Origin of the sequence: Panacibacter ginsenosidivorans, assembly GCF_007971225.1 — a bacterium.
In the GTDB taxonomy this organism is placed as follows: domain Bacteria; phylum Bacteroidota; class Bacteroidia; order Chitinophagales; family Chitinophagaceae; genus Panacibacter; species Panacibacter ginsenosidivorans.
This window is the reverse complement of the sequence record NZ_CP042435.1, coordinates 3635565-3659969: the sequence shown is the minus strand read 5'-3', so window position 1 is coordinate 3659969 and position 24405 is coordinate 3635565. Positions and strand designations below refer to the sequence as shown.

At 37.1% G+C, this 24405-nt stretch carries 19 protein-coding genes; 14 read left to right on the top strand and 5 right to left on the bottom strand.

Going from position 1 to position 24405, the window contains the following annotated elements; translation table 11 throughout:
• The first annotated feature begins 30 nt into the window (after positions 1 to 30).
• The gene (locus FRZ67_RS15355) at positions 31 to 1026 is read left to right on the top strand and encodes a LacI family DNA-binding transcriptional regulator (RefSeq protein ID WP_147190820.1); all 996 of its coding nucleotides are present in this window, start codon (positions 31 to 33) and stop codon (positions 1024 to 1026) included.
• Positions 1027 to 1201: 175 nt separating this feature from the next.
• Positions 1202 to 1663 carry a hypothetical protein gene (locus FRZ67_RS15350; protein WP_147190819.1) on the top strand — a complete coding sequence of 154 codons (462 nt, stop codon included), beginning with the start codon at positions 1202 to 1204 and terminating at the stop codon, positions 1661 to 1663.
• 20 nt (positions 1664 to 1683) lie between these two features.
• On the opposite strand, the gene FRZ67_RS15345 is transcribed toward FRZ67_RS15350, so the two are convergent.
• The gene (locus FRZ67_RS15345; protein ID WP_225975354.1) at positions 1684 to 2517 is read right to left on the bottom strand and encodes a murein L,D-transpeptidase catalytic domain family protein; all 834 of its coding nucleotides are present in this window, start codon (positions 2515 to 2517) and stop codon (positions 1684 to 1686) included.
• Between the two features lie 488 nt (positions 2518 to 3005).
• On the opposite strand from FRZ67_RS15345, the gene FRZ67_RS15340 reads away from it, so the two are divergent.
• The 7 genes from FRZ67_RS15340 to FRZ67_RS15310 all read left to right on the top strand — a co-directional run bounded on the left by FRZ67_RS15340 (position 3006) and on the right by FRZ67_RS15310 (position 12930).
• Positions 3006 to 3785, top strand: a complete 780-nt coding sequence (locus FRZ67_RS15340; protein ID WP_147190817.1) for an alpha/beta fold hydrolase — start codon at positions 3006 to 3008, stop codon at positions 3783 to 3785.
• 33 nt (positions 3786 to 3818) lie between these two features.
• Positions 3819 to 4481, top strand: a complete 663-nt coding sequence (locus FRZ67_RS15335; protein WP_147190814.1) for a CBS domain-containing protein — start codon at positions 3819 to 3821, stop codon at positions 4479 to 4481.
• Between the two features lie 172 nt (positions 4482 to 4653).
• Positions 4654 to 6063, top strand: a complete 1410-nt coding sequence (locus tag FRZ67_RS15330; protein WP_158638381.1) for a POTRA domain-containing protein — start codon at positions 4654 to 4656, stop codon at positions 6061 to 6063.
• 174 nt (positions 6064 to 6237) lie between these two features.
• Positions 6238 to 7110 carry an NAD kinase gene (locus tag FRZ67_RS15325; RefSeq protein WP_147190810.1) on the top strand — a complete coding sequence of 291 codons (873 nt, stop codon included), beginning with the start codon at positions 6238 to 6240 and terminating at the stop codon, positions 7108 to 7110.
• A 287-nt stretch (positions 7111 to 7397) separates the two neighbouring features.
• Positions 7398 to 9485: a penicillin-binding protein 2 gene (gene mrdA / locus FRZ67_RS15320; RefSeq protein ID WP_147190808.1), complete on the top strand. Its 2088-nt coding sequence runs from the start codon at positions 7398 to 7400 to the stop codon at positions 9483 to 9485.
• Positions 9478 to 10818: a rod shape-determining protein RodA gene (rodA, locus tag FRZ67_RS15315; RefSeq protein ID WP_147190806.1), complete on the top strand. Its 1341-nt coding sequence runs from the start codon at positions 9478 to 9480 to the stop codon at positions 10816 to 10818. Before mrdA ends, rodA begins: the two co-directional genes overlap by 8 nt.
• 270 nt (positions 10819 to 11088) lie before the next feature.
• Positions 11089 to 12930, top strand: a complete 1842-nt coding sequence (locus FRZ67_RS15310) for a T9SS type A sorting domain-containing protein (protein ID WP_147190804.1) — start codon at positions 11089 to 11091, stop codon at positions 12928 to 12930.
• Between the two features lie 159 nt (positions 12931 to 13089).
• On the opposite strand, the gene FRZ67_RS15305 is transcribed toward FRZ67_RS15310, so the two are convergent.
• Positions 13090 to 14502 (bottom strand): MBL fold metallo-hydrolase, encoded by a 1413-nt coding sequence (locus tag FRZ67_RS15305; RefSeq protein WP_147190802.1) that lies wholly within the window; start codon positions 14500 to 14502, stop codon positions 13090 to 13092.
• A gap of 234 nt (positions 14503 to 14736) precedes the next feature.
• Between FRZ67_RS15305 and FRZ67_RS15300 the strand changes: the two genes are divergently transcribed.
• The 3 genes from FRZ67_RS15300 to FRZ67_RS15290 all read left to right on the top strand — a co-directional run bounded on the left by FRZ67_RS15300 (position 14737) and on the right by FRZ67_RS15290 (position 17983).
• Positions 14737 to 15999, top strand: a complete 1263-nt coding sequence (locus FRZ67_RS15300) for an adenylosuccinate synthase (protein WP_147190800.1) — start codon at positions 14737 to 14739, stop codon at positions 15997 to 15999.
• Between the two features lie 244 nt (positions 16000 to 16243).
• On the top strand, positions 16244 to 16690 hold the full coding sequence (locus FRZ67_RS15295; protein ID WP_147190798.1) for a hypothetical protein: 447 nt from the start codon (positions 16244 to 16246) through the stop codon (positions 16688 to 16690).
• 12 nt (positions 16691 to 16702) lie between these two features.
• Positions 16703 to 17983, top strand: a complete 1281-nt coding sequence (locus FRZ67_RS15290) for an anthranilate synthase component I family protein (protein WP_225975353.1) — start codon at positions 16703 to 16705, stop codon at positions 17981 to 17983.
• 21 nt (positions 17984 to 18004) lie between these two features.
• Here the strand turns inward: FRZ67_RS15290 and FRZ67_RS15285 are convergent, their stop codons facing one another.
• Complete coding sequence (locus FRZ67_RS15285) at positions 18005 to 19360, bottom strand: APC family permease (protein WP_147190796.1); 1356 nt, start codon at positions 19358 to 19360, stop codon at positions 18005 to 18007.
• Positions 19361 to 19822: 462 nt separating this feature from the next.
• On the opposite strand from FRZ67_RS15285, the gene FRZ67_RS15280 reads away from it, so the two are divergent.
• Together FRZ67_RS15280 and FRZ67_RS15275 are read left to right on the top strand one after the other, a co-directional pair.
• A complete protein-coding gene (locus FRZ67_RS15280) occupies positions 19823 to 21295 on the top strand; it encodes a TlpA family protein disulfide reductase (protein WP_147190794.1) in 1473 nt (490 codons plus the stop codon).
• Between the two features lie 4 nt (positions 21296 to 21299).
• Entirely contained in the window at positions 21300 to 23228 is a 1929-nt protein-coding gene (locus tag FRZ67_RS15275) for a peptidylprolyl isomerase (RefSeq protein WP_147190792.1), read from the top strand.
• Between the two features lie 50 nt (positions 23229 to 23278).
• Here the strand turns inward: FRZ67_RS15275 and FRZ67_RS15270 are convergent, their stop codons facing one another.
• Complete coding sequence (locus FRZ67_RS15270; protein ID WP_147190790.1) at positions 23279 to 23779, bottom strand: SRPBCC family protein; 501 nt, start codon at positions 23777 to 23779, stop codon at positions 23279 to 23281.
• A gap of 141 nt (positions 23780 to 23920) precedes the next feature.
• A complete protein-coding gene (locus FRZ67_RS15265; protein ID WP_147190788.1) occupies positions 23921 to 24337 on the bottom strand; it encodes an META domain-containing protein in 417 nt (138 codons plus the stop codon).
• Positions 24338 to 24405 lie beyond the last annotated feature (68 nt).

The following is a 24405-nucleotide window of genomic DNA, read 5'->3' as shown; positions in this document are numbered from 1 at the left end:
TACTGTATCTTCAATTATCATACTTGTCGCATGAGTCAAAATACCACTTTAAAAAAAATTTCTCAAATATTAGACATAAGTATATCCACAGTTTCAAGAGCACTTAAAAACCATCCTGATATTTCAGAAAGAACCAAACAAAAAGTAATTGAACTTGCTGCCGCACTCGAATATGAACCCAACGCGTATGCCATCAATTTGCGAACGAATAACAGCAAAATATTAGGGCTTATTGTACCATCTATATCATATTACTTCTACGATACATTTATTTCATCAATAGAAGAGGAATGCAGAAAAAATAATTACACTTTACTAATACTTCAATCAGGTGATGATACAGAAACAGAGATCAGTAATATTAAAATATGCAGGCATAATCGTGTTACAGGAGTGTTTGCCTGCATAACACCAAACACAAAAGATATTTCTGCGTTCTTAAAACTGGCAGAATCAGAAATACCACTTATTTTTTTTGACAAAGTACCTCCTTATGAAAACTGCAATAAGGTATGTATAGCAGATGCAGCAGCAGCAAAAATGGCCGCTGATCTTATTATTCAAAAACATAAAAAAAACGTGCTAAGTTTCTTCGGGAACAAAAGTATTTCCATAACTCAAAAAAGGTTACCGGCTTTTATCGAGGCTTTCGAACAAGCCAACACTTCTGCAAACCTTGACATAGATTTTGCATTGAGTTTTGAAGAAGCTTATGAAAAAACGCTATTTTATTTAAATAAAAAAAATAAACCCGATACTATTTTCTGCATGAGTGATGAAATCCTGATTGGTGTAATGAAAGCTATACAGCAGCTTCAGTTGAAAGTGCCTGAAAATATAGCTATCGTTGCCCTAAGCAATGGAATTATGCCAAAATGGTATTACCCTGAAATAACCTATATTGAAACAAGCGGAGACAAACTGGGCAGGCTTGCTTTTGCACGTATGATGGAATGTTTGTCAGGCAATATACAACCACAGGAATTAATTATAGGATCAATGCTTGTAGAAGGTGGATCAATTTAAATTTTTATGATCCAAACAATTGATTTTTCAATTAAGCATTGGTTGCGTCGCACTCTTGTACACTTTTATCATAGGTCAGCTAATGATTGCTGATAATTAATCCGAACGTACAAGTGAGTGACACAACAGGTGATACCATGTAGTACTACAGCACACAATAAAAATTATAACACGCATGAATACAGTTAAACTCGAATTTCTGGAAAATGAAATGATCTCTTTATTTAAAAAAATTAGTCCGGATACAAAGCCTTTGTGGGGAGTTATGAATGCGCAACAAATGGTAGAACATTTTAGCGAAACAACAAGATATGCAAATGGTAAAATAAAACTGCCATTGTTTACAGATCTGGATTATTTGCCAAAATTACGCGTCTTCATGTTAAGCGAGAGGCCGTTTAGGGAAAATACAAAAAACCCTATGCTTGGGGAAACACCCGCTGCAACAAGAAATGCATCGCTGCAGGAAGCGGTTGCGGAGCTTGAAAGTGAGGTAAATCATTTTTTTGCCGCTTTTGCACGGAATGAAAATTTAATTACACAAAATCCAATATTCGGCGAACTAAACTTTGAACAGAACGTACATCTTATTCATAAACATGCTTTACATCACTTAAAGCAATTTGGCATGTTATAGTAAGTAACATTTACAACCTTTTATAAGGTAGCAGTTATAAGTTGACTTGCGTGATTGTTGGAATCACTGGTGATACTTTCTTTACCAGGAATCTGTGGTGAATTTGTAACAGGCCAGTTAAATCTGGCACTTAATATTGCTGAGGTTGACGCATACAATTTGTCGTCAGCATATGCAAAAAAGCAACTACCGCCTTTTATAGCATCAATTATTTTTCTATGCTCATTATATGGTACCGCAGGGCAGCCATAACTCCTGCCCATAGCACTTCCTTCATCAGCCCTCTCTTCATTTACATAATCGCTGCCATGCATTACAATTGACCTTGCTTTTACATTATTGTTGATGCCTTTTTCAATGCCGTCAAAACACATACTATAACCAGCTCTGCCTATGTAGGTATTACCAGTTATCATAAAACCAAGCGAGCTTTTATGAGAATCTGCCTTATTGGAAAAACTTGTTGCAAATTCATTACCTGAATTTTTGCCATGCGATACATAGGTGTTGTAAAGCACTTCTCTTTTTTCCATATCAATTACATAAAGCCTTTTATGAGTGCTGCTTTGCGTGTAATCACATATTGTAAGCAGAGAAGTCTTCTGTAGTTTTTGTTGACTTAAAAGGTATTCGTAACCTTTACAGGCGTAGAAAAAAACATTCTTCTGGAGGCCTAATGAGTCTAATTGAAGGGAGTTGTAAACAAAATCTATCCATTGAGAAACGGCCGCACCTTCATCAGATAAAGACGGTAAAAGTGATGCAAATTTTTTATCTCCGGAATTTATATCCGCTGGCGCCATAGAACTGAACCCACATAAACAAACCGCACAAATAATAACCAGTTTCTTCATTTTCATAGTTTTTCAATGATTAAGAATTTTGGATTGAAACAAAAGAACGCCTGTCAATCTCTTTTTATTGCAGGCAGGCAAAGATAACACAGAGTATTAAGATACTTTATTGTTATATAGTAGTTGCTTTCAAATTTTCACATACTAGTTTAAAAATTATATTTAAACTCCTTATTTACAGGTTTTTATTCTCTGATACTTGAATTAAATTTTACATTTTTTCATTAAAAAAATCTTACCATTGCCAAAATCAGGTACAAGGCCAACATTAAATTGATAAAAAAAAAGGTTGATCGTTAAAATATGTAAGCGAATATTCGAATACCTCTTCTCATGTGCTTATGATTTAATAATAAGCACATATTCAGTTAAAAAAAGTATTTTAGCATGTATTTAAAACCAATAATAAAATAGCTATAATCAGGTTTTTTCAATTCATTTCTTTTTATTTGTAGTGATCATAAAAATTTTGCAGGAAAAAACAGCCGATGAATTACGAGGTAAAACAAATTGATAAGTTCAGGTTCATTGAAGAGGGTGAAGGAGAACCACTGGTATTGCTGCATGGATTGTTTGGTGCGTTAAGCAATTTCATGGATCTGATAGAGCACTTCAAAAAATCATATACAGTAGTAGTGCCTATATTGCCTTTATTTGATTTAGATCTATTTCATACATCTGTAGGTGGTTTGCAAAAACACGTTCATAAATTCATTGAGCTACGTGGTTATAATAATATTCACCTGTTAGGCAATTCTTTAGGAGGGCACGTAGCCCTCGTGCACGTTCTAAAACACCCGGAAAGAATTAAGTCTCTTACGCTTACCGGCAGTTCAGGTCTTTTTGAAAACGGAATGGGAGACAGTTATCCAAAGCGCGGGGACTACGAATATATAAAACGCAAAACTGAACTTACATTTTACGATCCCGCAACAGCCACACGGCAACTGGTTGACGAAGTATACGAGATTTGCAATAACAGACTTAAAGTTATAAAGATTATTGCGCTGGCTAAAAGTGCCATTCGTAATAATCTTGGCGAAGAATTAAATCAGATTAACCAGCCAACATTACTTATATGGGGAAATAACGATACAATAACTCCACCATTTGTTGCTAAAGAGTTTAATAATCTTATTCCAAACAGTGAACTTTTTTTTATTGATAAATGTGGCCACGCCCCTATGATGGAAGTACCAGGAGAGTTCAATAAAATACTTGAACAGTTTCTTACTAAACTCAAACACCCTGCTGCAACAATTGCGTGAGTTTTTTTGTCATATAGCTGCAACATTTAATACATGCTGGTATCACAAATTATAGAATCGGGATTTCCTTTACTTACGTTAACAGATAAAGTTGTCTTTGCCTTACAGTTAATGGATGACTATGACATTCTTCATCTTCCCGTAATATCTGCCGAAGAAAAATTTGTCGGCATCGTAAGTAAAGATGACCTGCTTGATGCAAACGAAGCCGACACACTAAGCAGTATACAAACCCATTTTATTGTAGCATCTGTGTTCCCTGAAGAGCACTTTCTCGCAGCACTGAAAATTGCGGGCCGATTTGATGTTTCCATCATACCTGTAATCAGTCGTAGTGGTGAAATTACGGGATGCATCAGAAGAAAGACACTTATACAGGTATTAGCGTCCTTTTTAAACGTTGAAGAACCTGGAGCAATGGTGGTGCTGGAAATGGATAAGCGCAATTTTTCCTTTGGAGAGATTTCAAGACTTATAGAAACAAATAATGCTTTTATTACACAATTAAATACCTACACAGAAAATACAACCGGTTTCTTTATCGTTACTATCAAGATCAACAGGATTGAAATATCCGATATCATTGCCACTCTGCAACGCTACGATTATGTTGTACGGTATTATTTTGGAGAAGAAGAATATGAAAATGAATTAAAGGAAAATTACGATCTGCTTATGACCTATCTTAAAATATAACTGCTGTATCATTAATTTTTTAGTCAAAGCCTGTGCTGTTTGTTAAAAAGTTAACATTCATTCGTCAAAACAATACAATACTCTATTTTTACCGCTCACCAACAACCGGGAACTATTATTGATGAATTTCTGCAAACGTATAATACTGGTTTGGATATGTAGCTGCCTGTATATGTTTGCATCTGCGCAGGCTTACCAACCGGTTCAACAGGATACCACCGGAATCAGCGCGTTATTAAACAGCATTACAAAAAGTGAAAATGATACTTCGCTTGTACTTATTGCTGATGTATCTGTACATGGCAACAAGAAAACTAAACCTTACATAGTTGATAGGGAAATACCTTTTAAACAAGGACAATACATAAGATATAACGAGCTGAAACAACTCCTTACTCTTGCACAGCAACAGGTTACTAATACCGCTCTTTTTACAACAGTTGCGGCATACATATACAAGAGGCAAAACGATCTGGTTTTTATAAACATTGATGTTAAGGAACGCTGGTACCTCTTTCCTCTACCCTATTTTAAACTAGTCGACCGCAATTTTAACCAATGGTGGGTAGAGCAGAAGGCCAGTCTCAATCGAACCAACTATGGCATAAAGTTTATGCAGAATAATGTTAGTGGCCGTAATGATAAACTAGCCATTAATCTTATTTCAGGATACAGCAATCAGGTGCAGGCCAAATATGAGCAACCTTTTGCCGATAATTCGCTAAAAAGAGGCTTTAGTGTTGCTTTCAATTTTTCGCGTCAGCGCGAACTTAATTTTCGCACTGACCAAAGCAAACAGGCCTTTTATAAGCAGGATAAATTTGTAATGCAGGGCATCCGGGCAGAAGTTGCCTATCTCTACAGACCTGCCATAAAAACAAGGCATTCACTTAAACTCGCTTATGTAAATAATCGGATAAACGATACAATAATCCAATTAAATCCCAATTATTATCCGGGTAGCAAAAGTTTAATTTCTTATCCTGAGCTTTCTTACACGGTGCAATATTTTAATGCAGATTATAATGCTTACCCTACAAAAGGTTTTATTGCAGATGCGTCTATCATAAGGAAGGGCTTTTTTAATTCAGCTATGAATCTGACACAGTTACAGTATCACACTAATTACACCGTACCTGTCACAAAAAAAATGCAGTTATACCTGCAAAGCTCCGGCATCATAAAATTCCCATTTGACCAGCCTTTCGTTAACCAGCAACTATTTGGATATGGAGATGCTTACCTTCGCGGTCTTGAATATTATGTAACAGATGGCGTGGCTGGCATTATGAGCAGGGTTACTTTTCGCAGAGAAATATTTTCAACAACACTTAGAACTCCTCCCGAGACAAAAAAAACCATTTCAATACCCTTACGATTTTTTATAAAAGCAGGAGAAGATCTGGGGTATACCTACAGTAAAACACCGGGCAACAGCCTGCTCAGCAATAAGTTTTTATATACAGAATGCTTTGGTGTCGATGTGGTGATCCCGTCTTATGATATTGTACTAAAATTCGAATACAGCTTTAACCAGTTAGGTGGTAATGGTCTTTTTTTCCATGTGCGCACAGATTTCTAAAAAATTATGTACCCGGCTTTTTATTACTATTTTGCTTTTCTTGCGTCGCACACTTTTACGCCTTATTCTTTCATTTGGCAAGATCAGTATCACGGTAATTTATTCAGTACTTTTTTACAAAGGGTGAAAATAATTTTACTACCAGTTATTAAAGGCGCATCTTAAATTTACAAAATGAAAGTAGCTATTTACAGCCGTGGTTTAGACCATGACCTCAAAGCACAATTGATCATACTGTTAAACGCATTACAAAAACACGATATCAATATTTTATTGTTAGATTCACTTGCAGCCTATAATCTTGAGGTAGATGCCAAGGGCATTACGCTTTTTTCTCACTCAAATGAATTAGACAAAACCGTTGATTGTCTCATAAGCCTCGGTGGTGATGGAACCATATTAGATGCGGTAACATTAGTACGAGATAAAAACATTCCCATACTGGGCGTTAATTTTGGAAGACTTGGTTTTCTTGCAGGCATTGGTAAAGAAGAACTGGTAGTAGCTGTAGAAGCGCTTATAGCCGGTACTTATGTAATTGATAAACGTACACTCATACATTTAGATGCAAGCATTCCTTTGTTTGGTGAAACCCCTTTTGCATTAAATGAATTCGCCATTCATAAAAGAGATACTTCTCCTATGATAAAAGTACATACTTATCTCAATGGAGAATTTCTTAATACTTATTGGAGCGACGGTGTAATTGTAGCTACACCAACTGGTTCTACGGGCTATAATATGAGTTGCAACGGACCAATTGTCTTCCCCGAATCTTCAAGTTTTGTAATAACTCCGGTGGCGCCACACAACTTAAACGTAAGACCAATTGTTGTGCCCGATAGCAATGTTATTTCTTTTGAAATAGAAGGCAGGGCAGAACAAATAATATGTGCTATGGACGCAAGACGTGAGATTGTAGATAAAGAAATTCAGCTGGCAGTAAAAAAAGAAAAATTTTCTATAAGCCTTTTACGGCTCAATGAAAATAATTTCCTTTCTACACTTCGCAGTAAACTTACATGGGGACTTGATAAAAGAAATTAAGAAAAGCAATACAGTACTTAGAAATATAATAAAAAATTATTTAGTCTATTCTTTCTTTTCACTTGCTGAGCTTAGTACAAAACGTACAAGAGTGCGACGCAACGAAAGCTTCATATCAGTTATAGAGCAGGGTTCAAAAAAATATTTATATATAATGTTAACTATTCTTATAAAATTGAATGTTACTTCATACGTTGTTAATAAAATTTTTTGTTGAATTTTATGCTGATGTCTGTAAACAATCAGCAATTTTGCACAGGTAATCATATCTTTCATCTCATACATATATGCCGGTATATAATCAGTCGAGGAGCAGGGTAATTCAATTAATTTTCATTGCTATTTTTCTTGTAATTATAGGTCAGTTGCTACACCTGCAACTATTTTCTACTGACCTGAAAATACAGGCGGAAAATAATGCTATTTTCAGGAAAGTGGTTTATCCTGACAGGGGTATAATTTACGATCGTAAAAAACGTGCGGTACTCGAGAACACCATCATGTATGATCTTGTTGTTACGCCTAACCAAATAAAAGGTACCGATACTGCTGCATTGTGTAAAATTCTTTCAATTGATACTGCGGAGTTTAGAAAAAGAATGCTTACTGCCATTCTGAAAAATACGTCTTATAAACCCAGTGCTTTTGCAGCTTTGGTGAGCCCTGATACTTATGCAAGGTTGAATGAGAACATGTATAAATTTCCGGGTTTTGTTTTACAGGAAAGGCCTGTGCGATCTTACCCATACAGTGCAGCAGGTAATGTACTTGGATATATTGGTGAAGTTGATACCAGTTATTTGCGCAGGCATAAAGAAGAAGGTTATGAAATGGGTGATTATGCTGGTTTAACAGGTCTTGAAAGCAAATATGAACCCGTACTTATGGGTGAACGTGGCGTAAAGCGTTATATACGCGACAATAAAAACCGGATACAGGGCTCTTATGAAAACGGCATGTACGATACTGCTGCTGTAGCGGGGAGAAATCTTTATACCAGCATGGATGTAGAACTGCAACAGCTTGCAGAAAAATTATTGGGCAACAAAATAGGCAGTGCTGTTGCTATTGATCCTAAAACAGGAGGAATATTAGCAATGGCAACAAGCCCAAGTTATAATCCTAATCTGCTTACAGGTTCAGAACGAAGAAAAAATTTCAGCCAATTATTTTTAGATACATCAAGGCCATTATTGAACCGTGCTATAAAAGGGCAGTATCCTCCAGGCTCTACTTTTAAACCAATGGGTGCATTGGTTGCATTGGATGAAGGATTGATAACACCTTCTTATGGCTATGGTTGCGGTGGCGCCTATTATGCATGTGGCCGCCCTGTAAAATGCGAGCATCATGATGCAGGCCATGCTGCTTCTTTAAGACTAGCATTGGCACACTCCTGTAACTCGTATTTCTCCCAGGTATTTAGAATGGCTATTGATAATCCTGCATATAAAAGTCCGCAGGAAGGTTATTTAAAATGGAAAGAATATATGAATGCTTTTGGAATGGGTGTAAGGCTGGATGTCGATCTGCCGAGTGAAGACAAAGGAAATATTCCCGATACATCAAGATACAATAAAGATTTTGGTGGAACACGCTGGAACAGTTGCAATATATTAACGCTGGGCATAGGCCAGGACAGAATGCTGGCAACACCTTTACAACTTGCAAACGTCATGTGTTTTATCGCTAATAAAGGATATTATTACACACCACATTTTGTTGACAGTATAGAAAATGAAACAGTTGCAGATTCTGTATTTGTAGGTAAATACAGGCGCAAACACCAGGTAACACATATATCAGATGAAGACTTCGAAGCTGTTCAGCTTGCTATGCTTGATGTAACAGTATCAGGTACTGCCATGATAGCCCGAATTGATGGTATAGATATTTGCGCAAAAACCGGTACCGCACAAAATCCTCATGGAAAGAACCACTCACTTTTTGTGGCTTTCGCACCAAAAGAAAATCCAAGAATTGCTATTGCAATAGTTGTTGAAAATGCCGGCTTCGGTGCTACATGGGCAGCACCTATCGGGTCTCTCATGATGGAAAAATATCTAAACGATACTATTTCTGCAAAACGGTTACCGGAAGTAGAACGCATTTCAAAAGCAGATCTTATACCTGTTGCGATTAAACAGTGGTACGCAAAACAGGATTCTATAAAACTTGCCAAACTGGCTAAACAGATTGACGCAGATAAAGCTCCTGTTTTTGAAAATACCAACGACAACCGTAAGCACACATTCGATCCGGAAGCAGATCCAAATGGCAAGGATTCTGACACTACAGATACGATCAAAAAAACAGGCCCTGCTGTTAAACCTGAAGAAAAACAATTAAAGAAACCAATAAAAGGTAATGGCTAATATATCTCCTATTTCGAAAGGTGTTGACTGGCTGGTGGTATGGCTTTACGCTATATTAGTTGCTATTGGTATACTTTGCATTTTTATGGTAGAATATAACCCTGATACTTTTACCTTTTCTTCTTTTATTTCTTTTAACACTAATTATAGTAAGCAGTTATTGTTTGCAGGTATTTGTGCTATTGTTGCTATTTTCATTTTACTCAGCGATAGTAAATTGTATACCGCGTTTGCCAACTTGTTTTATGTATTTGGCATTGGGTTGATGTTCTTAACTTTTGTAATAGGCAAAGACATTAATGGCTCTAAAAGCTGGATACCATTAGGCGGTGGCTTTAACCTGCAACCGGCAGAGCTTTGTAAAATCTTTACTTCACTTGCATTGGCAAAATATTTATCACAGCTTGATCTTGATTTTACAAAGACAAAATCTCAGGTTATTGCTGCTGCTATTGCTTTGTCGCCGGCCATGCTTTCTATTATGCAAAATGAAACAGGTCTTGCATTAGCCTATTCCAGTTTTTTTATTGTTATGTATAGGGAAGGTTTGCCTGGCATTATCCTTATCATTGGTTTTTCTGTAGGTGCACTGGTTGTAGCAACACTTGTAATGGAGCCAAATACACTGGCTATTATTTTAACGGTTATCGCTGCGGGCTTTATTTATTTCCTGCGTTGGCAAATAAAAAGAAACCGCGGCATGCTTATATTAATCATTGCAGTGTGGGGTTTATCTGTAGGCATACAGCGCTTTGCGGTGCCTTATGTTTTCAATAATGTTTTTCAGTGTTACCAGGCGCAACGTATCTATAGCATGGTGGGTAAAGATTATGATTGCAGCCAGAACCGCAGTGCAAAGATCAGCGAGGCGAATGACAAAAAAGTAACCAAGCCCGATGATTATAATGTGCGTCAAAGCAAGATTGCCATTGGCTCAGGTGGGATCATTGGAAAAGGATTTTTAAAAGGCACGCAAACACGCGGCAAGTATGTTCCGGAACAGCATACAGATTTTATTTTTACTTCCTTGGGCGAAGCATTTGGTTTTACAGGTTGTTTAATATTTCTTGGATTATATTTTCTATTGCTATTCAGAATAATATTTATTGCAGAGCGGCAACGCAGTACATTCAGCCGTGTATATGCTTACTCAATAGCGAGCATTATCTTTTTTCATATCGCTGTTAATGTATGTATGACCATTGGTCTTTTCCCAATTATTGGTATACCGCTGCCATTGATAAGTTACGGCGGTTCTTCATTACTAACTTTTACTGTATTAATTTTTATTCTTGTAAGATTGGATGCAGACAGGCAAATGGTATTAAGGTAATTTTTTGAAGCAAGCTGTAGTGCTGCTAATAAACTCCTGTTGTGTCACTCACTTGTACTACACATCTTTATTTAGCATTAAATTAATATTCCAAAGAATTATAAGGCATTTTGAAAATTGTTTTGGTAGATAAATTCCCAAAGAAACTTCAAAAGGCTATTTAAACATTTATAGAAGTGTTTTTTTGGCGTTATTTATTGCTTTTAAATACGCTACTTTAAAGTTGTATATTTGAAATAACTCAATCTAACAACTTAAAAACTAAATTACATGTACCCAAGCCTTCTGAAAACCATCTTCAAAAAGTTAACCTTTATTTTTTTATCAACCCTGTTTTTAGTTTTAGTAGAAAAAAGTTATAGCCAAATTGCCTTTGATAAAACCTTTGGTAACAATGGTTTTGTTATGTCTGACTTTGGGGAAGATGATGTGTGTTATTCCATTAAATTATTAGACAATAACAACATACTTGCTGTTGGTTCAATAACTATATTCGATGGCTTTAATCACAGAGATTTTGCCTTAGCAAGATACTTACCTAACGGTAATCTCGATCTTTCTTTTGGAGTTAATGGTTTAATACATACTGATATAGGCTCAAGATCAGACGATGTTGCTAAATGCGTTGAAATACTACCAAACAAAAAAATATTGGTAGCAGGTTCGACCAAAACCGATGCTGACTTTGCCGTACTACGTTATAGCGAATCAGGTATAATTGATTCAACGTTTGGCGAAAATGGTAAATCATTAATAGATTTTGGAGGTTGGGATTACTGTACTTCAATAGCAATTCAAAAAGACGAAAAGATATTACTTTCCGGGTATAGATTTCTGAATGAAACTGAACCAGCTATAGTTACAGTAAGAGTAACTTCGGAGGGGCACATAGACTCAAGCTTTGGGCATGAAGGTAAAGTAATAACTACTTTTAGAAATCTGACTTACGGAGTTTCGCTTCTTATCCAAGATGACTCAAAAATTATTGTATCGGGCTTTGAACCCTATTACGATGATTCACTCCCACAACCTGTTGTTATTCGTTATAATATGTACGGTGCTATTGATTCCTCCTTTGCAACAAATGGAGTATTTAAAAAAAGCTTTCCCAACATAATATCCGAAGTATCATCTTCCGTGCTTACTACAGATAAAAAAATTCTTTTAGGCTGTTCTGGTGTAAGTTTTGGTCATTGGAATGCCAGTTTTTTGCAGCTAAATAACAATGGCACAATAGATTCTTCTTTTGGAGAAAATGGGTTATCAATTTCTTCATTTTCAGGGCTTAATGTGTATTCTCAAAAAATTATTCTGCAAAACGATGGTAAGTTTATTGCAGGAGGGACAGCCGAAACGGAATCGTCTAACAAAGACTTTATTTTAGCAAGGTATTCAAGCAAGGGAATATTAGATTCTTCTTTTGGCGTTTTTGGTAAAGTAGTTGCAACGATCCCTGAAAGAAATGAATACTTAAATTCACTTGCGATTCAACCCGATAAAAAAATTGTCATTGGAGGTTCATCACAAAATTTGCATCACTACAATGGCAAATTTGCATTAGCTCGTTATAGTAACGAAATTGTTCTTGCCACTTCATTACAAAACTTTACAGTGTCAAAAATCGACCATAAAGCTTTACTTACCTGGCAAACAAAATCTGAACAAAACAACAATTACTTTTCCGTTCAACGAAGTATTGATGGCAATACCTTTTTTGAGATCAGCCAAATCAAATCCAAGGGTAACAGTAATACTTTACAGTATTATAGTTTTACGGATATCAAACCGAAAGCAGGTACTAACTATTATCGTTTAAAACAGGTAGATGCAGACAATCATTTTATTTATTCTTCGATTATTAAAGTTGATTTCAATGAGACAACTGCAATAAAAATTACTCCTAATCTCGTACAGCGTTTACTTGTGGTGAAAGGTTTGGGGTCAGCAAAAAGTCTTGTGATAGCAGATATAACAGGAAACATTAAAGGTAAAGCCAATTCAGTTAATGATGTATATAATTGGGATGTTCAACAATTGACTGCAGGTACCTATTATTTGATTGTTGAAGATAAAGGAAAACAAATCGTTTCACTAAAATTTATAAAACAATAGAAATAAAAACTGCGCTTATAATCAGCGCAGTTTTAAAAAAAAAGATTGATCATTCAAGATTCTTCAGTAAAAGAGTGCGACGCAACAGAAGTTCAATATTTATTTCAAAGTTTGGCTCATAAAATCATTCACACATTTACAAATCTGCACATCCCCGTATTAATTCAATACACTCTTTTCCTTTTCTGTTTTTATTTTTTTCTCTTCTTTTATTGCAGCCCATCCGCCGGTGATGTTGCGGATATTATGAATGCCCTGCCGCTTTAACATAGAACACGCAATTACACTGCGATAACCACCTGCACAATGCACATAAAGATTGTCAGTGTCGTTTATATTGGCCATGCTGCCGGGATCAACAAGATCATTTAAAGGAAGGTTTACCGCATCTTTTACATGACCATCTGCAAACTCGGGTTCTTTACGCACATCTAACACGACAAGATGGTTATCAAAAGGAATATCCATCGCCAGTTCATCCGGGGCAACATCTATAATTATGTCAACTGTATTGCCACTTTTTTTCCATGCTTCAAAACCTCCTTCAAGGTAACCTGCAAATTTTTCAAATCCAACACGAGCAAGCCTTGTAGCGGTTTCCTTTTCTTTGCCGGGTTCCGTTACAAGTGCTATTTCCTGGTCAAAAGGCAAAAGACTTCCTGCCCATTCTGCAAAGCGACCTTCGAGACCTATGAATATACTGCCAGGCACAAACCCGTTAACAAATTCGTCTGCATGTCTTGTATCAAGAATAATAGCTTCTTCCTTATCAACAATGGCTTTGAAAGCTTCTACAGTTAACGGCTGTAATGCTTTTTCCATCACGGCATCGAGACTTGAATAACCTTCTTTATTGATCTTTGCATTTACAGGAAAATATTGTGGTGGCGCTGCAAGCCCGTCTGTTACTGCTTTTATAAATGCTTCTTTGCTTTGCTGCTGCAATGCATAATTGGTTTTCTTCTCTTCACCAATAGTGCTGTAGGTTTGAGGGCCAAGATTTTTACCACAACTACTACCTGGACCATGCGCAGGATATACAATAACATCATCTGCAAGAGGAATTATCTTTTTCTGCAGGCTTTCATACATCATGCCTGCAAGATCATCCATGGTAACGGTTGCGCCTTTTTGTGCAAGATCAGGGCGGCCAACATCGCCCACAAAAAGTGTATCACCCGTAAACACTGCATGCTCTTTTCCTTTTTCATCTTTTAAAAGATAGCAGGTGCTTTCTAATGTATGGCCTGGTGTGTGTAAAACTTCTATGGAAACATCGCCTAGTTTAAATATTTCTCCGTCTTTTGCTAAGTGTATTTGAAAACCGGCCTCTGTATTTGGACCATAAATAATTGGCGCACCGGTAGCTTTGCTAAGATCAATATGACCGCTTACAAAGTCTGCATGAAAATGTGTTTCAAATATATATTTGATCTTGCTTTTTCTTTCTTCTGCCATTTGCAGGTAATCTTCAATGTCACGCAACGGGTCTATAATCGCTGCTTCACCCTTGCTTTCTATGTAATAAGCTGCTTCACTAAGGCAACCGGTATATAGTTGTTCTATGTACATATTCACTGTTTTGGCAAAGATAAGGAAGGGTTTACAGATGTTAGTTTTGGAACTTAGGCAGCATAAAATTAATAGCTAAAAAAGATGCAACACGTTCAGTAGTATAAGTGTGCGACGCAAGAAAAGCTTCATTCATTTTATTAAGATGGGCACAAAAACTTCTTAGTGCAAAAACAATACTTGAAAAAATAACTGCACAGCTTATTTTTGCCGCTCAACAACAAATACTATTCAATGGTTGATGTTATTTTAGGCTTGCAGTGGGGCGATGAAGGAAAAGGAAAAATTGTAGATTATTTTGCCCCTAAATATGATATTGTTGCACGTTTCCAGGGCGGCCCAAACGCAGGCCACACGCTATATGTAGGCGATAAGAAAGTGGTGCTGCACCAGATTCCTTCCGGCATTTTTCACCAGGGCACAGTAAATATTATTGGTAATGGTGTTGTGCTTGACCCTGTTACACTGAAAAGAGAATGCGATACGGTAGCATCTTTCGGTATAGATGTGCGTAAGAATCTTTTTATTGCTCAGCGCACCAATATTATAGTTCCAACGCACCGTGCATTAGACAAAGCTTCTGAAATGCAGAAAGGCGATAGTAAGATTGGCTCTACTTTAAAAGGTATTGGCCCGGCATATATGGATAAAACAGGTCGCAACGCGTTACGTGTAGGCGATTTACTGGATAAAAGTTTTACTACCAACTATATAAAGCTTCGTTTGAAACACCAGAAACTTTTAGACAACTATCATTTCATCGAAGATATTTCTGCCTGGGAAGAAGAATTTTTTGATGCCATTGAATTCTTACGCACACTGAATATTGTAAATGGTGAATACTTCATCAACAACAAAATAAAAGAAGGCAAAAAAGTTTTGGCCGAAGGTGCACAAGGAAGCATGCTTGATATTGATTTTGGTACGTTTCCTTTTGTTACTTCTTCAAGCACTATTTCTGCTGGTGTATGTAACGGTTTAGGCGTGGCGCCGCAGCAGATCAATGATGTGCTCGGCGTTACAAAAGCCTATTGCACACGTGTAGGTGGCGGACCTTTTCCCACTGAACTGGAAGATGCAACAGGTGAAGAACTAAGAAAGATCGGCAGCGAGTTTGGCGCAACTACAGGCCGTCCACGCCGTTGCGGGTGGATAGATCTTGTTGCACTTAAGTACACCTGTATGTTGAATGGCGTAACCAAAGTGGTAATGACCAAAGCAGATGTGTTGGATAGTTTTGAAGAACTGAATGTTTGTACAGCTTATAATGTTGATGGCAAAGAAACAGAAGAAGTACCCTTTCAGCTAACAAGGGTAAAAACCGAACCCATCTATAAAAGTTTTGCAGGCTGGCATACAGACAGCACGCAACTCAAAGATGCAGCACAATTGCCGCAGAACATGTCAACTTATATTGATTTCATAAACAGCTATGTTGGCGCTCCTGTAAAATATGTCTCAAACGGACCTGGCAGAGAGCAGATCATTCATTTGTAAGTATATTTATTTACTAATTTTATTAAAGAATTTTTTGAACCGGGCTTTTGTAGTTCTTTTATACTTCCGTTGCGTCGCACTCTTGTACGGTTAGAATATTAGTTTAGCAATTCTATCAGTAAGAGGTGTCACGGAAAAATTATTAAAAGAATTATGTGTAAAAGCGTTGTATTTCTGGTTTAAAAAAGTTTTTTTTGCTGAATCAAAAACTCGTTGAAATTTTACGATTATAATCTTTTAGGATATGGCAAAATCTGCTAAAGAAAACAAAAGCACTGGCAGCAAACCTGCAGCACCAAAAAACAGTGAGAAACCATCTTCCAAACCAAAGAAACAATTGGAAGAAGATGATGATGATTTTGATGACGATGATGACGAGATGGATGTAAAACCCTCGTCTGCAAAAGCATCAAAAGGCTCATCAAAAAAGAAATCTGATGATGATGACGATGATGCGGACGTACCCGATGAACCCGATGATTGGGAGAAACCAGAGGAAGAAGATAGCTGGGATCCCGATTTTGAAGAATTTGATATTCCAAAATCAAAAGGAAAGAAAGCCACAGGTGGCGGTGCAGGCACCGGCAAGAAAGCCGCCGGTGATGATGATCTTGGCCTTGACGATGATTTTAAAGAATTCGATCTCTTCAACGATTCAGGTTTTGATGGAGATGATGATGATGATTATTAACGCCTGCATATAATGGTGCAAAGGATCATTGAATCTTTTCCCGTACAAGATAAGGAAGCTTTTAAACAACAGATGCTTTGTTGGGCAAACCAATATAGCATCTGTTGTTTTTTTGATAACAATGCATACAGCAGCAAACATCATAGCTATGAATGGCTCGTAGCCGTTGGTGCTGTTAAAACATTATCACCTGCAGAGCATAAATTGGATGTATTAAAATATTTCTGTGCAGAACACAAGGATTGGTTATTCGGCCATATAGGTTATGATCTTAAAAACGAGATCGAAGCGCTTACTTCAACCCACACCAATTATATTGGTTTTCCCGATCTTTTTTTCTTTCAACCCGAAATAGTTATTCAGTCAAATGCAAACTCAGTAAGCATTGCAACCCTTACAAAAGATTCATCTGAGATATATAGTTCTATTGTTGAAATGCCTTTGCAGAAAGCAACGCATTTACCGCAACCGGATATTCAACTGCGTACTGTAAAGTGGCAATATATCGATACAGTAGAAAAATTACGCAACCATATATTGCGAGGTGATTGCTACGAAATCAACTATTGCATAGAATTTTTTGCAGAAGATGCTGCAATAGAACCACTGCATGTATATGAACAACTCATAAAAATTTCGCCTAACCCGTTTTCCTGTTTTTATAAACTACGTGATAAATATTTATTATGTGCAAGCCCTGAAAGATATATAAAGAAAACAGGCAACACTATCATATCTCAACCTATTAAGGGAACGATCAAAAGAAATACAGCAACAGAAGAAGATGAGAATAACAGGCAACAACTCCTGCACAGTGAGAAAGACCGCAGTGAAAATGTAATGGTGGTCGATCTCGTAAGAAATGATCTGAGTAAAATTTGCAAAGATGGCTCTGTAGTAGCAGATGAATTGTTTGGCATTTATAGTTTCCCACAGGTGCACCAGATGATTTCTACAGTAAAAGGAGAATTAAAAGATGATATAGACTTTGCAGATATAATCAAAGCTACATTTCCTATGGGTTCTATGACAGGGGCGCCAAAGAAACGTGTGATGGAACTGATAGAACAATATGAGCATACAAAGCGCGGTATTTTTTCCGGTGCTGTTGGTTATATTGATCCCGATGGAGATTTTGATTTCAATGTGGTTATACGAAGTATAATGTATAATGAAACAAATAACTACCTGAGTTACCAGGTAGGAAGTGCTATCACTTTTTACAGCAATGCGGAGGATGAATTTGAAGAATGCTTATTAAAAGCAAAAGCAATTGAAAAAGTATTAGGATAATTTTTATTACGCGGATAAAAGTTATTCCATTCTTGTTGCATCATTCTGTTGTACGTCTTTATCATTACCCATCTTTCTTGTCGCAAAATAAATGATCATAAATGCGGCTAATACAATTATGCCTGTTAATGCTGTATTAGGTGTTTGAATGGCAATGCTGATGGCCACAAAAATATAAGCGCAGATAAATATAATGGGCAGCAGTGGGTATAGTTTCATCTTATAAATACCTGTCCCATCAAGATGCCTGGTGCGTTTACGCAGCCAGAATATACTGGCAGCAGATGCAGCCATACCAATACAATCCAGGAAGATGGTAAAATTTAGTATCTGCTCAAATGTTTGCGCAAAAAATAAAATAACAATACAAAGCGCGGCAAAAGTTGTTAACGAAATAACCAGTACGTCTTTCTTTTCAGATTTTTTTTGAAACAGTTTCGGCAACACACCATCTTCACTCATGGCAAACATAACACGGGGATTACTCATGAGCAATACATTTACATAGGCCAGCACAGACAGGAATAATAATGCTGAAAATATGGTAGCGCCAGCCTGCCCAAACATTTTACCTGCAACGATAGATGCTATCTCCTTTTCATTTTTTAATTGTTCAAAACCTATAACATTATAATAAGAAAGATTTACCAGCAGGTATAAACAAATAATAATAGCAATACCCATAAATATACCGCGTGGAATATTCTTCGAAGGCTTATCCACTTCACTACCGAAATTGATGGTTTGCTGATAACCTCCATACGTAAAGGAAACGGCAATAAGGCTAAGACCGAAAGATTGTATCCATTTTAAATGATCGGTTGGTTCGTTTACAGGTTGATATGTAGTGGCCGTGTGTATAGAAGGTATGAACAATGCTGCAATCAGCATTAGTATCATGCTTATCTTAATGATCATTAAAATGTTTTGCGTCTTTGCGCTCATCTTTAATCCCATCAGGTTCACACAATAAAAAAGAATGATAGCACCAGTTGCTATCAAAGCTTTTGTTACATCAGTAGCTGGCTCATTAAAAAACACCTGGCTTATATAACCAGAACCTATCAGTGCTACACCACTCAATGATGCAGCATTCGAAATAAGTATGATGCAGTTTATAGAGAATGCAATGGACGGATGGTAAGCGTAAGAAAATATCCTGTAATAGCCGCCCGTAACGGGGTAGCGGCTACCGATCTCTGCATATGTAAGCGCACCACATAAAGCTATCAAACCACCTGCTATCCATGCAGAAAAATATATACCGGGGTTCAATGCTTCTTTTGCAGATGTGGCAGCCGTTCTGAAAATGCCCATACCAATCACCAGGCCAACCACGATCATCGTAAAATCAAAAAGAGAAAGTTTCTGCTTCATAGTCTTTTTGTGAATGATGAAAATAGGTATTCTTTACCATACAGAATCATAGAGAGAGTTTTTCTTATGAGCCAAACTGTATTGCAGCTATTGATCGTCCCTTGCGTCGCACACTTGTACTTGTTGAAAAAGTTTCTACAGTTAACGGTTTACATGTTTAGCCGTTCTTTGTATTTAAATAACCCGTAAACTTTTGAACCGGTGAACTCATAGACTTGTTCACTTTTCTTCCAAACGCACAAGTGAGTGACACAACAGGTGATGCCATAAAATACCAAAGCTGGTATCCTAAAAATTTGCAGCAATGCCCATTCATTTTTGATAGTACCCCACCATCGATAAAATTCGGGCTTTGAACACATTAAAATACGCTTACTGGTCGTTTATACCGATATTCTTTACAGAGCCTTAACAGGCTCAGCACACAATTTGGATATATTTACTTTTCAATATCTTGCATTGATGAAAAATTTTATTGCTTTTTTTATTCTTTTATACACCTGCAATAATGCACTTTCCCAGAATACTGCTGCCAAAACCGTTGTATCAAAAGACGGTTATAAAATAGACGCTACCATAAAGCCGTACAAAAACTGCTGGGTTTATTTAGGCAACTATTATGGAAAAAATAAAGTACTGGCAGATAGTGCTCATTTCGATGAAAACAGCCACGGCATTTTCAAGGGGCAGAACAAACTGCCAAAAGGTATTTACTTTTTTGTAACGCCGGCACATAGCCTGCTGTTTGAAATTCTGATGGATGACGCACAGCATTTTACCATAGTTGCAGATAGTGCGCATCTTGAAAATCTCTCTGTTACCGGTTCGCCGGACAATGAAATTTTTGCTGCCTATTCAAGGTATCTTACTTCCATAGCCCCAAAGCTTAATGGCTTACAGCAACAACTGAGAAAAGCAACTACTGCAGCAGATTCTGCAGCCATACAACAGGAACAAAAAAAGATAAACAAAGAATTGAATGATTACCGCGATAATGTAATTAAAAATAAACCCGAATCGATGGTGGCTGCATTCTTTCAATCGGTAAGAACGCCAGAACTAAAAGAATGGCCGAAGAAAGCGGATGGTACACCGGATTCACTGGCGGCATGGCGTTATATGAAAGATCATTTTTGGGATGGCGTAAATTTTTACGATAACAGTTTAATAAGAACACCTTTCTTCGATCCCAAACTGGAAGACTATTATAAGTATTATGTGCCGGCAGATCCTGATTCTATTATCAATGAAGTAAACTATATGCTGCTGATGTCACGTGCCGGTAAAGATATTCACCAATACCTTCTAGGAAAGTTTACGGATAAATATATCAACCCCGAAATAATGGGGCAGGACAAAGTGTTCCTGTTCTTATTCAATAATTATTTTTCCAAGGGAGATACTTTGTGGCTGAATGAAAAGCAGCGTAAATATATTTTTGACCGGGCCTATAGTTTGATGGCAAACCAGTTGAATGAACCTGCACCACAACTGGTATTGAAAGATACATTGGGAAAAGTTTCTTCTTTGTATGAAGTAAAAGCGCCTTTTACATTTATAGTTTTCTGGGACCCAACCTGCAGTCATTGTAAAGTAGAAGTTCCCAAACTGGATTCTATTTATGAAGCCAAATGGAAAGCTCTGGGTGTAGCAGTGTTTTCAGTGAATACCAATGAGAACACATTTGATGAATGGAAAAAGTTCATTAATGAAAATCACCTTGAAGGCTGGCATCATGCGTGGCAGGCAAGAGAAGAACGGCTGGCAGATGAACAGTCTGGTGTGGCAAACTACCGCCAGTTATTTGATATCTATCAAACACCAACAATGTACCTGCTTGATGCAGACAAGCGTATAATTGCAAAGAAATTAAGTCTTGAACAATACGATGCTGTTATAGAAGCAAAACTGAAAACAAAAACCTCAACTCAATAAATATATGCGCACCATTAAGATGCCATTGCTGCTTTTATCCTTATTCCTTTTTTCATTCGCCGGCAGGAGCCAGACTTTATTTACATACGGAACCAAAACCGTTAGCAAGGATGAGTTCCTGAAAGCATACAATAAAAACCCTGATACAACCGGTGAGCGTTCTGATAAAATAAAACAATACCTTGATCTTTATGTAAACTTCAAACTTAAGCTGCAGGCTGCTACAGATGAAAAGCTGAGCACTGATGCAAATTTTAAATACGAAGCAGACAATTTCAGAACACAGCTCACAGAAAATTATATCAATGAGCAGGCAAACATACATGGACTTGTGAAAGAAGCATTCCAACGCAGCCAGAAAGATATTTTGCTTGCACATGTATTTGTGGAAGTAAGACCGGGTGGCGATACGACCGATGCTTACAAAAAAATTAAAGAAGCTTATGCAGCATTGCAAAGTGGCAAAGATTTCACTGATGTAATTACTACCTATGCATCCAATGCTGCCGTTGATCCTTCAAAGGGTGTAATAGGTTATATAACTGTTTTTTCGCTGCCTTATGAAATTGAAAATTTAGTGTACACACTAAAGCCAAATACTTATTCTGCTATTTACAGAAGCAGTGCGGGTTATCATATATTTAAAAATCTCGGAGAAAGGCCTGCTGCAGGCAAAAGAAAAGTACAGCATATATTATTAGCAGTTCCTGATTCATTTACACCCGAAGAAAAAGCGAAAGTTACAGCACTTAAAGATTCCATATATAACCTGCTTCAGCATGGTGCTTCTTTCGAAAAAATGGTACAGCAATACAGTGCGCCAAATAACAATTATGATGCTACTAATAACATTGAAGTGGGTGTCGGTCAATATAGTCCGGATTTTGAAAGTCATGTATTTGCTTTGCAAAAAGCAGGCGATATAAGTGAGCCTTTTGAAACAGCTTATGGTTATAACATTTTAAAACTTACAGAGATCATTCCTGTTAATAAAGATGAGAACGATGTAGTAGGTAAAGCAAAATTGCAGGAAAAAATCGAACAGGATAACAGGCTTACTGCTTCAAGAGAAGCATTGATACAAAAGTGGATGCAGCTAACGAAATATACACCTGGTAGTTATAATGCTAAAGACCTTGCAGCTTATACAGACAGCTCTTTGAAGAAAGGTAAACCGCTTCCACTGTATAAAAATATAAATCCTAATACCGTAATTTTTTCTTTTGCAAAAGAAAAAATTACAGCAGAAAAATGGTTCAAGTATAACAAAGACCTAAGGGAAATGAGCCCTTACGAACAATACAATTATGAAACCCTGATGAAGCAATTTATCAAAGCTTCCTGCGATAAATATTACCGTGCACATATAGAAGAATATTACCAGCCGATCGGCGCACAGTTAAAAGAATTCAATGAAGCAAACCTTTTGTTCTCTGTAATGGATAAGCATGTATGGAGTAAAGCTGCAGAAGATTCTGTTGGTCTGAAAAATTATTACAACCAGCACAAGCAACAATACAAATGGCAGCCAGGTGTAAGTGCGTTGGTCGTTTCATCTGCATCAAAAGATGCCATAGATTCTATGGCAGCTGCACTTAAGCAAAATGCAAAAGACTGGCATACTATCGTTGCCGCTTATAGCGAAATGGCAACAACAGACAGCAGCAGATTCGAAGATGGACAATTACCTCTAAAGCAAAATGTACCTATGCTAAAAGGATTTATTTCAACTCCGGAACAAAATGAAACAGGTGATGCTTATACATTGGTATATGTGTTCGATGTATTTAACCAACCCGGCCAAAGAAGTTTCGAAGATGCACGGGGTATGGTCATTAACGACTATCAGCAGGTATTAGAAGAAAAGTGGATAGCAGAGCTGAAGAAAAAATATCCTGTCAAAATCAATGATACAGTTGCGAAAAATCTATAAATTTTAAATACGCTGATAAATGAAAAGCTGGTGTGATTCACCAGCTTTTTTTATTGATCAAGCAGTACTTCATTGTTTTCTCCCGGCCATTTACCGAAACGCTCCTGCACTACTGCAAAGCGAAAAGAAAATATTTTCCTTAACTGTGCACGTACAAAAAGTGTATTCGCAATATCACCGATAAACCAGAATGGAATTTTATAATGCACAATATCCGTCATTTCAACGCCGCCTTCAATGATTTTAAAATGATGCTGGTGATGCCATAAACTATATGGCCCATATCGCTGTTCATCCACAAAATATTTTTTCTCTTCCACATGCGTTATCTCCGTCATCCAATAAAGTGGAATGCCCAGCAAAGGGCTTACCTTGTATTCAATGATCTGCCCTGCATACATCTTTTCTCCATGATATTTACTGGTAACTTTAAAACCAAGATCAGCAGGCGTTATATCTTTTAAATTATCCGGCTTACAAAAAAAATTCCATGCTGTACCTATATCCACGGGCATTCGCTGAATGGTCTTCAACGCGTACACTTTACTCATATTATCTGTTTGCAGGTATAAACAAGAATAGCATAAATAAGTTTAACCAATAATAAATATTTTGAGCCTGGCAGTTGAATTATTATTAAGCTTTCTTTGCGTCGCACACTTGTACGTTTTATTCATTAAGGAGCAATGCGCTTATTTCTTGGGTATCAAACTCATCACTTCATCAGCCCCATTCAATAAGCTTAGCGTATTTCCATTGAGCTTAAGATTTGTTACCTGTTGTGCGGCAGATAAAAAATCTGCTTCGCCATTTCCGGGGCATGCCATTCTTGTCATAGCGCCGGGATCTAGCTTAACACTCATGCCATCTAATTTAAAATTTCCGGTAAAATTATTACAACCTGTTGAACCGGTAAGTTTTCCATCTGATCCAAAAGTCATGCTTGGCAAGCCTTTCAGGTAAGCAGATGGATCAAGTTGCTTACCTGATAAAGAATTTACCACCCAACTGTTTTGTGTGAGAGTGTTCATAACGTTCAGGTTTTTTGTGCTGCTGCAGGAACTGTTCACCACTGCAAGAATGACCAGACCAAAGATTAGCTTTTTCATTTTGTATAGTTTGGTGTAGATGTAACAGTCTAAGATAATTTTTGTTGCCAATAGTTCCAAACGTATAA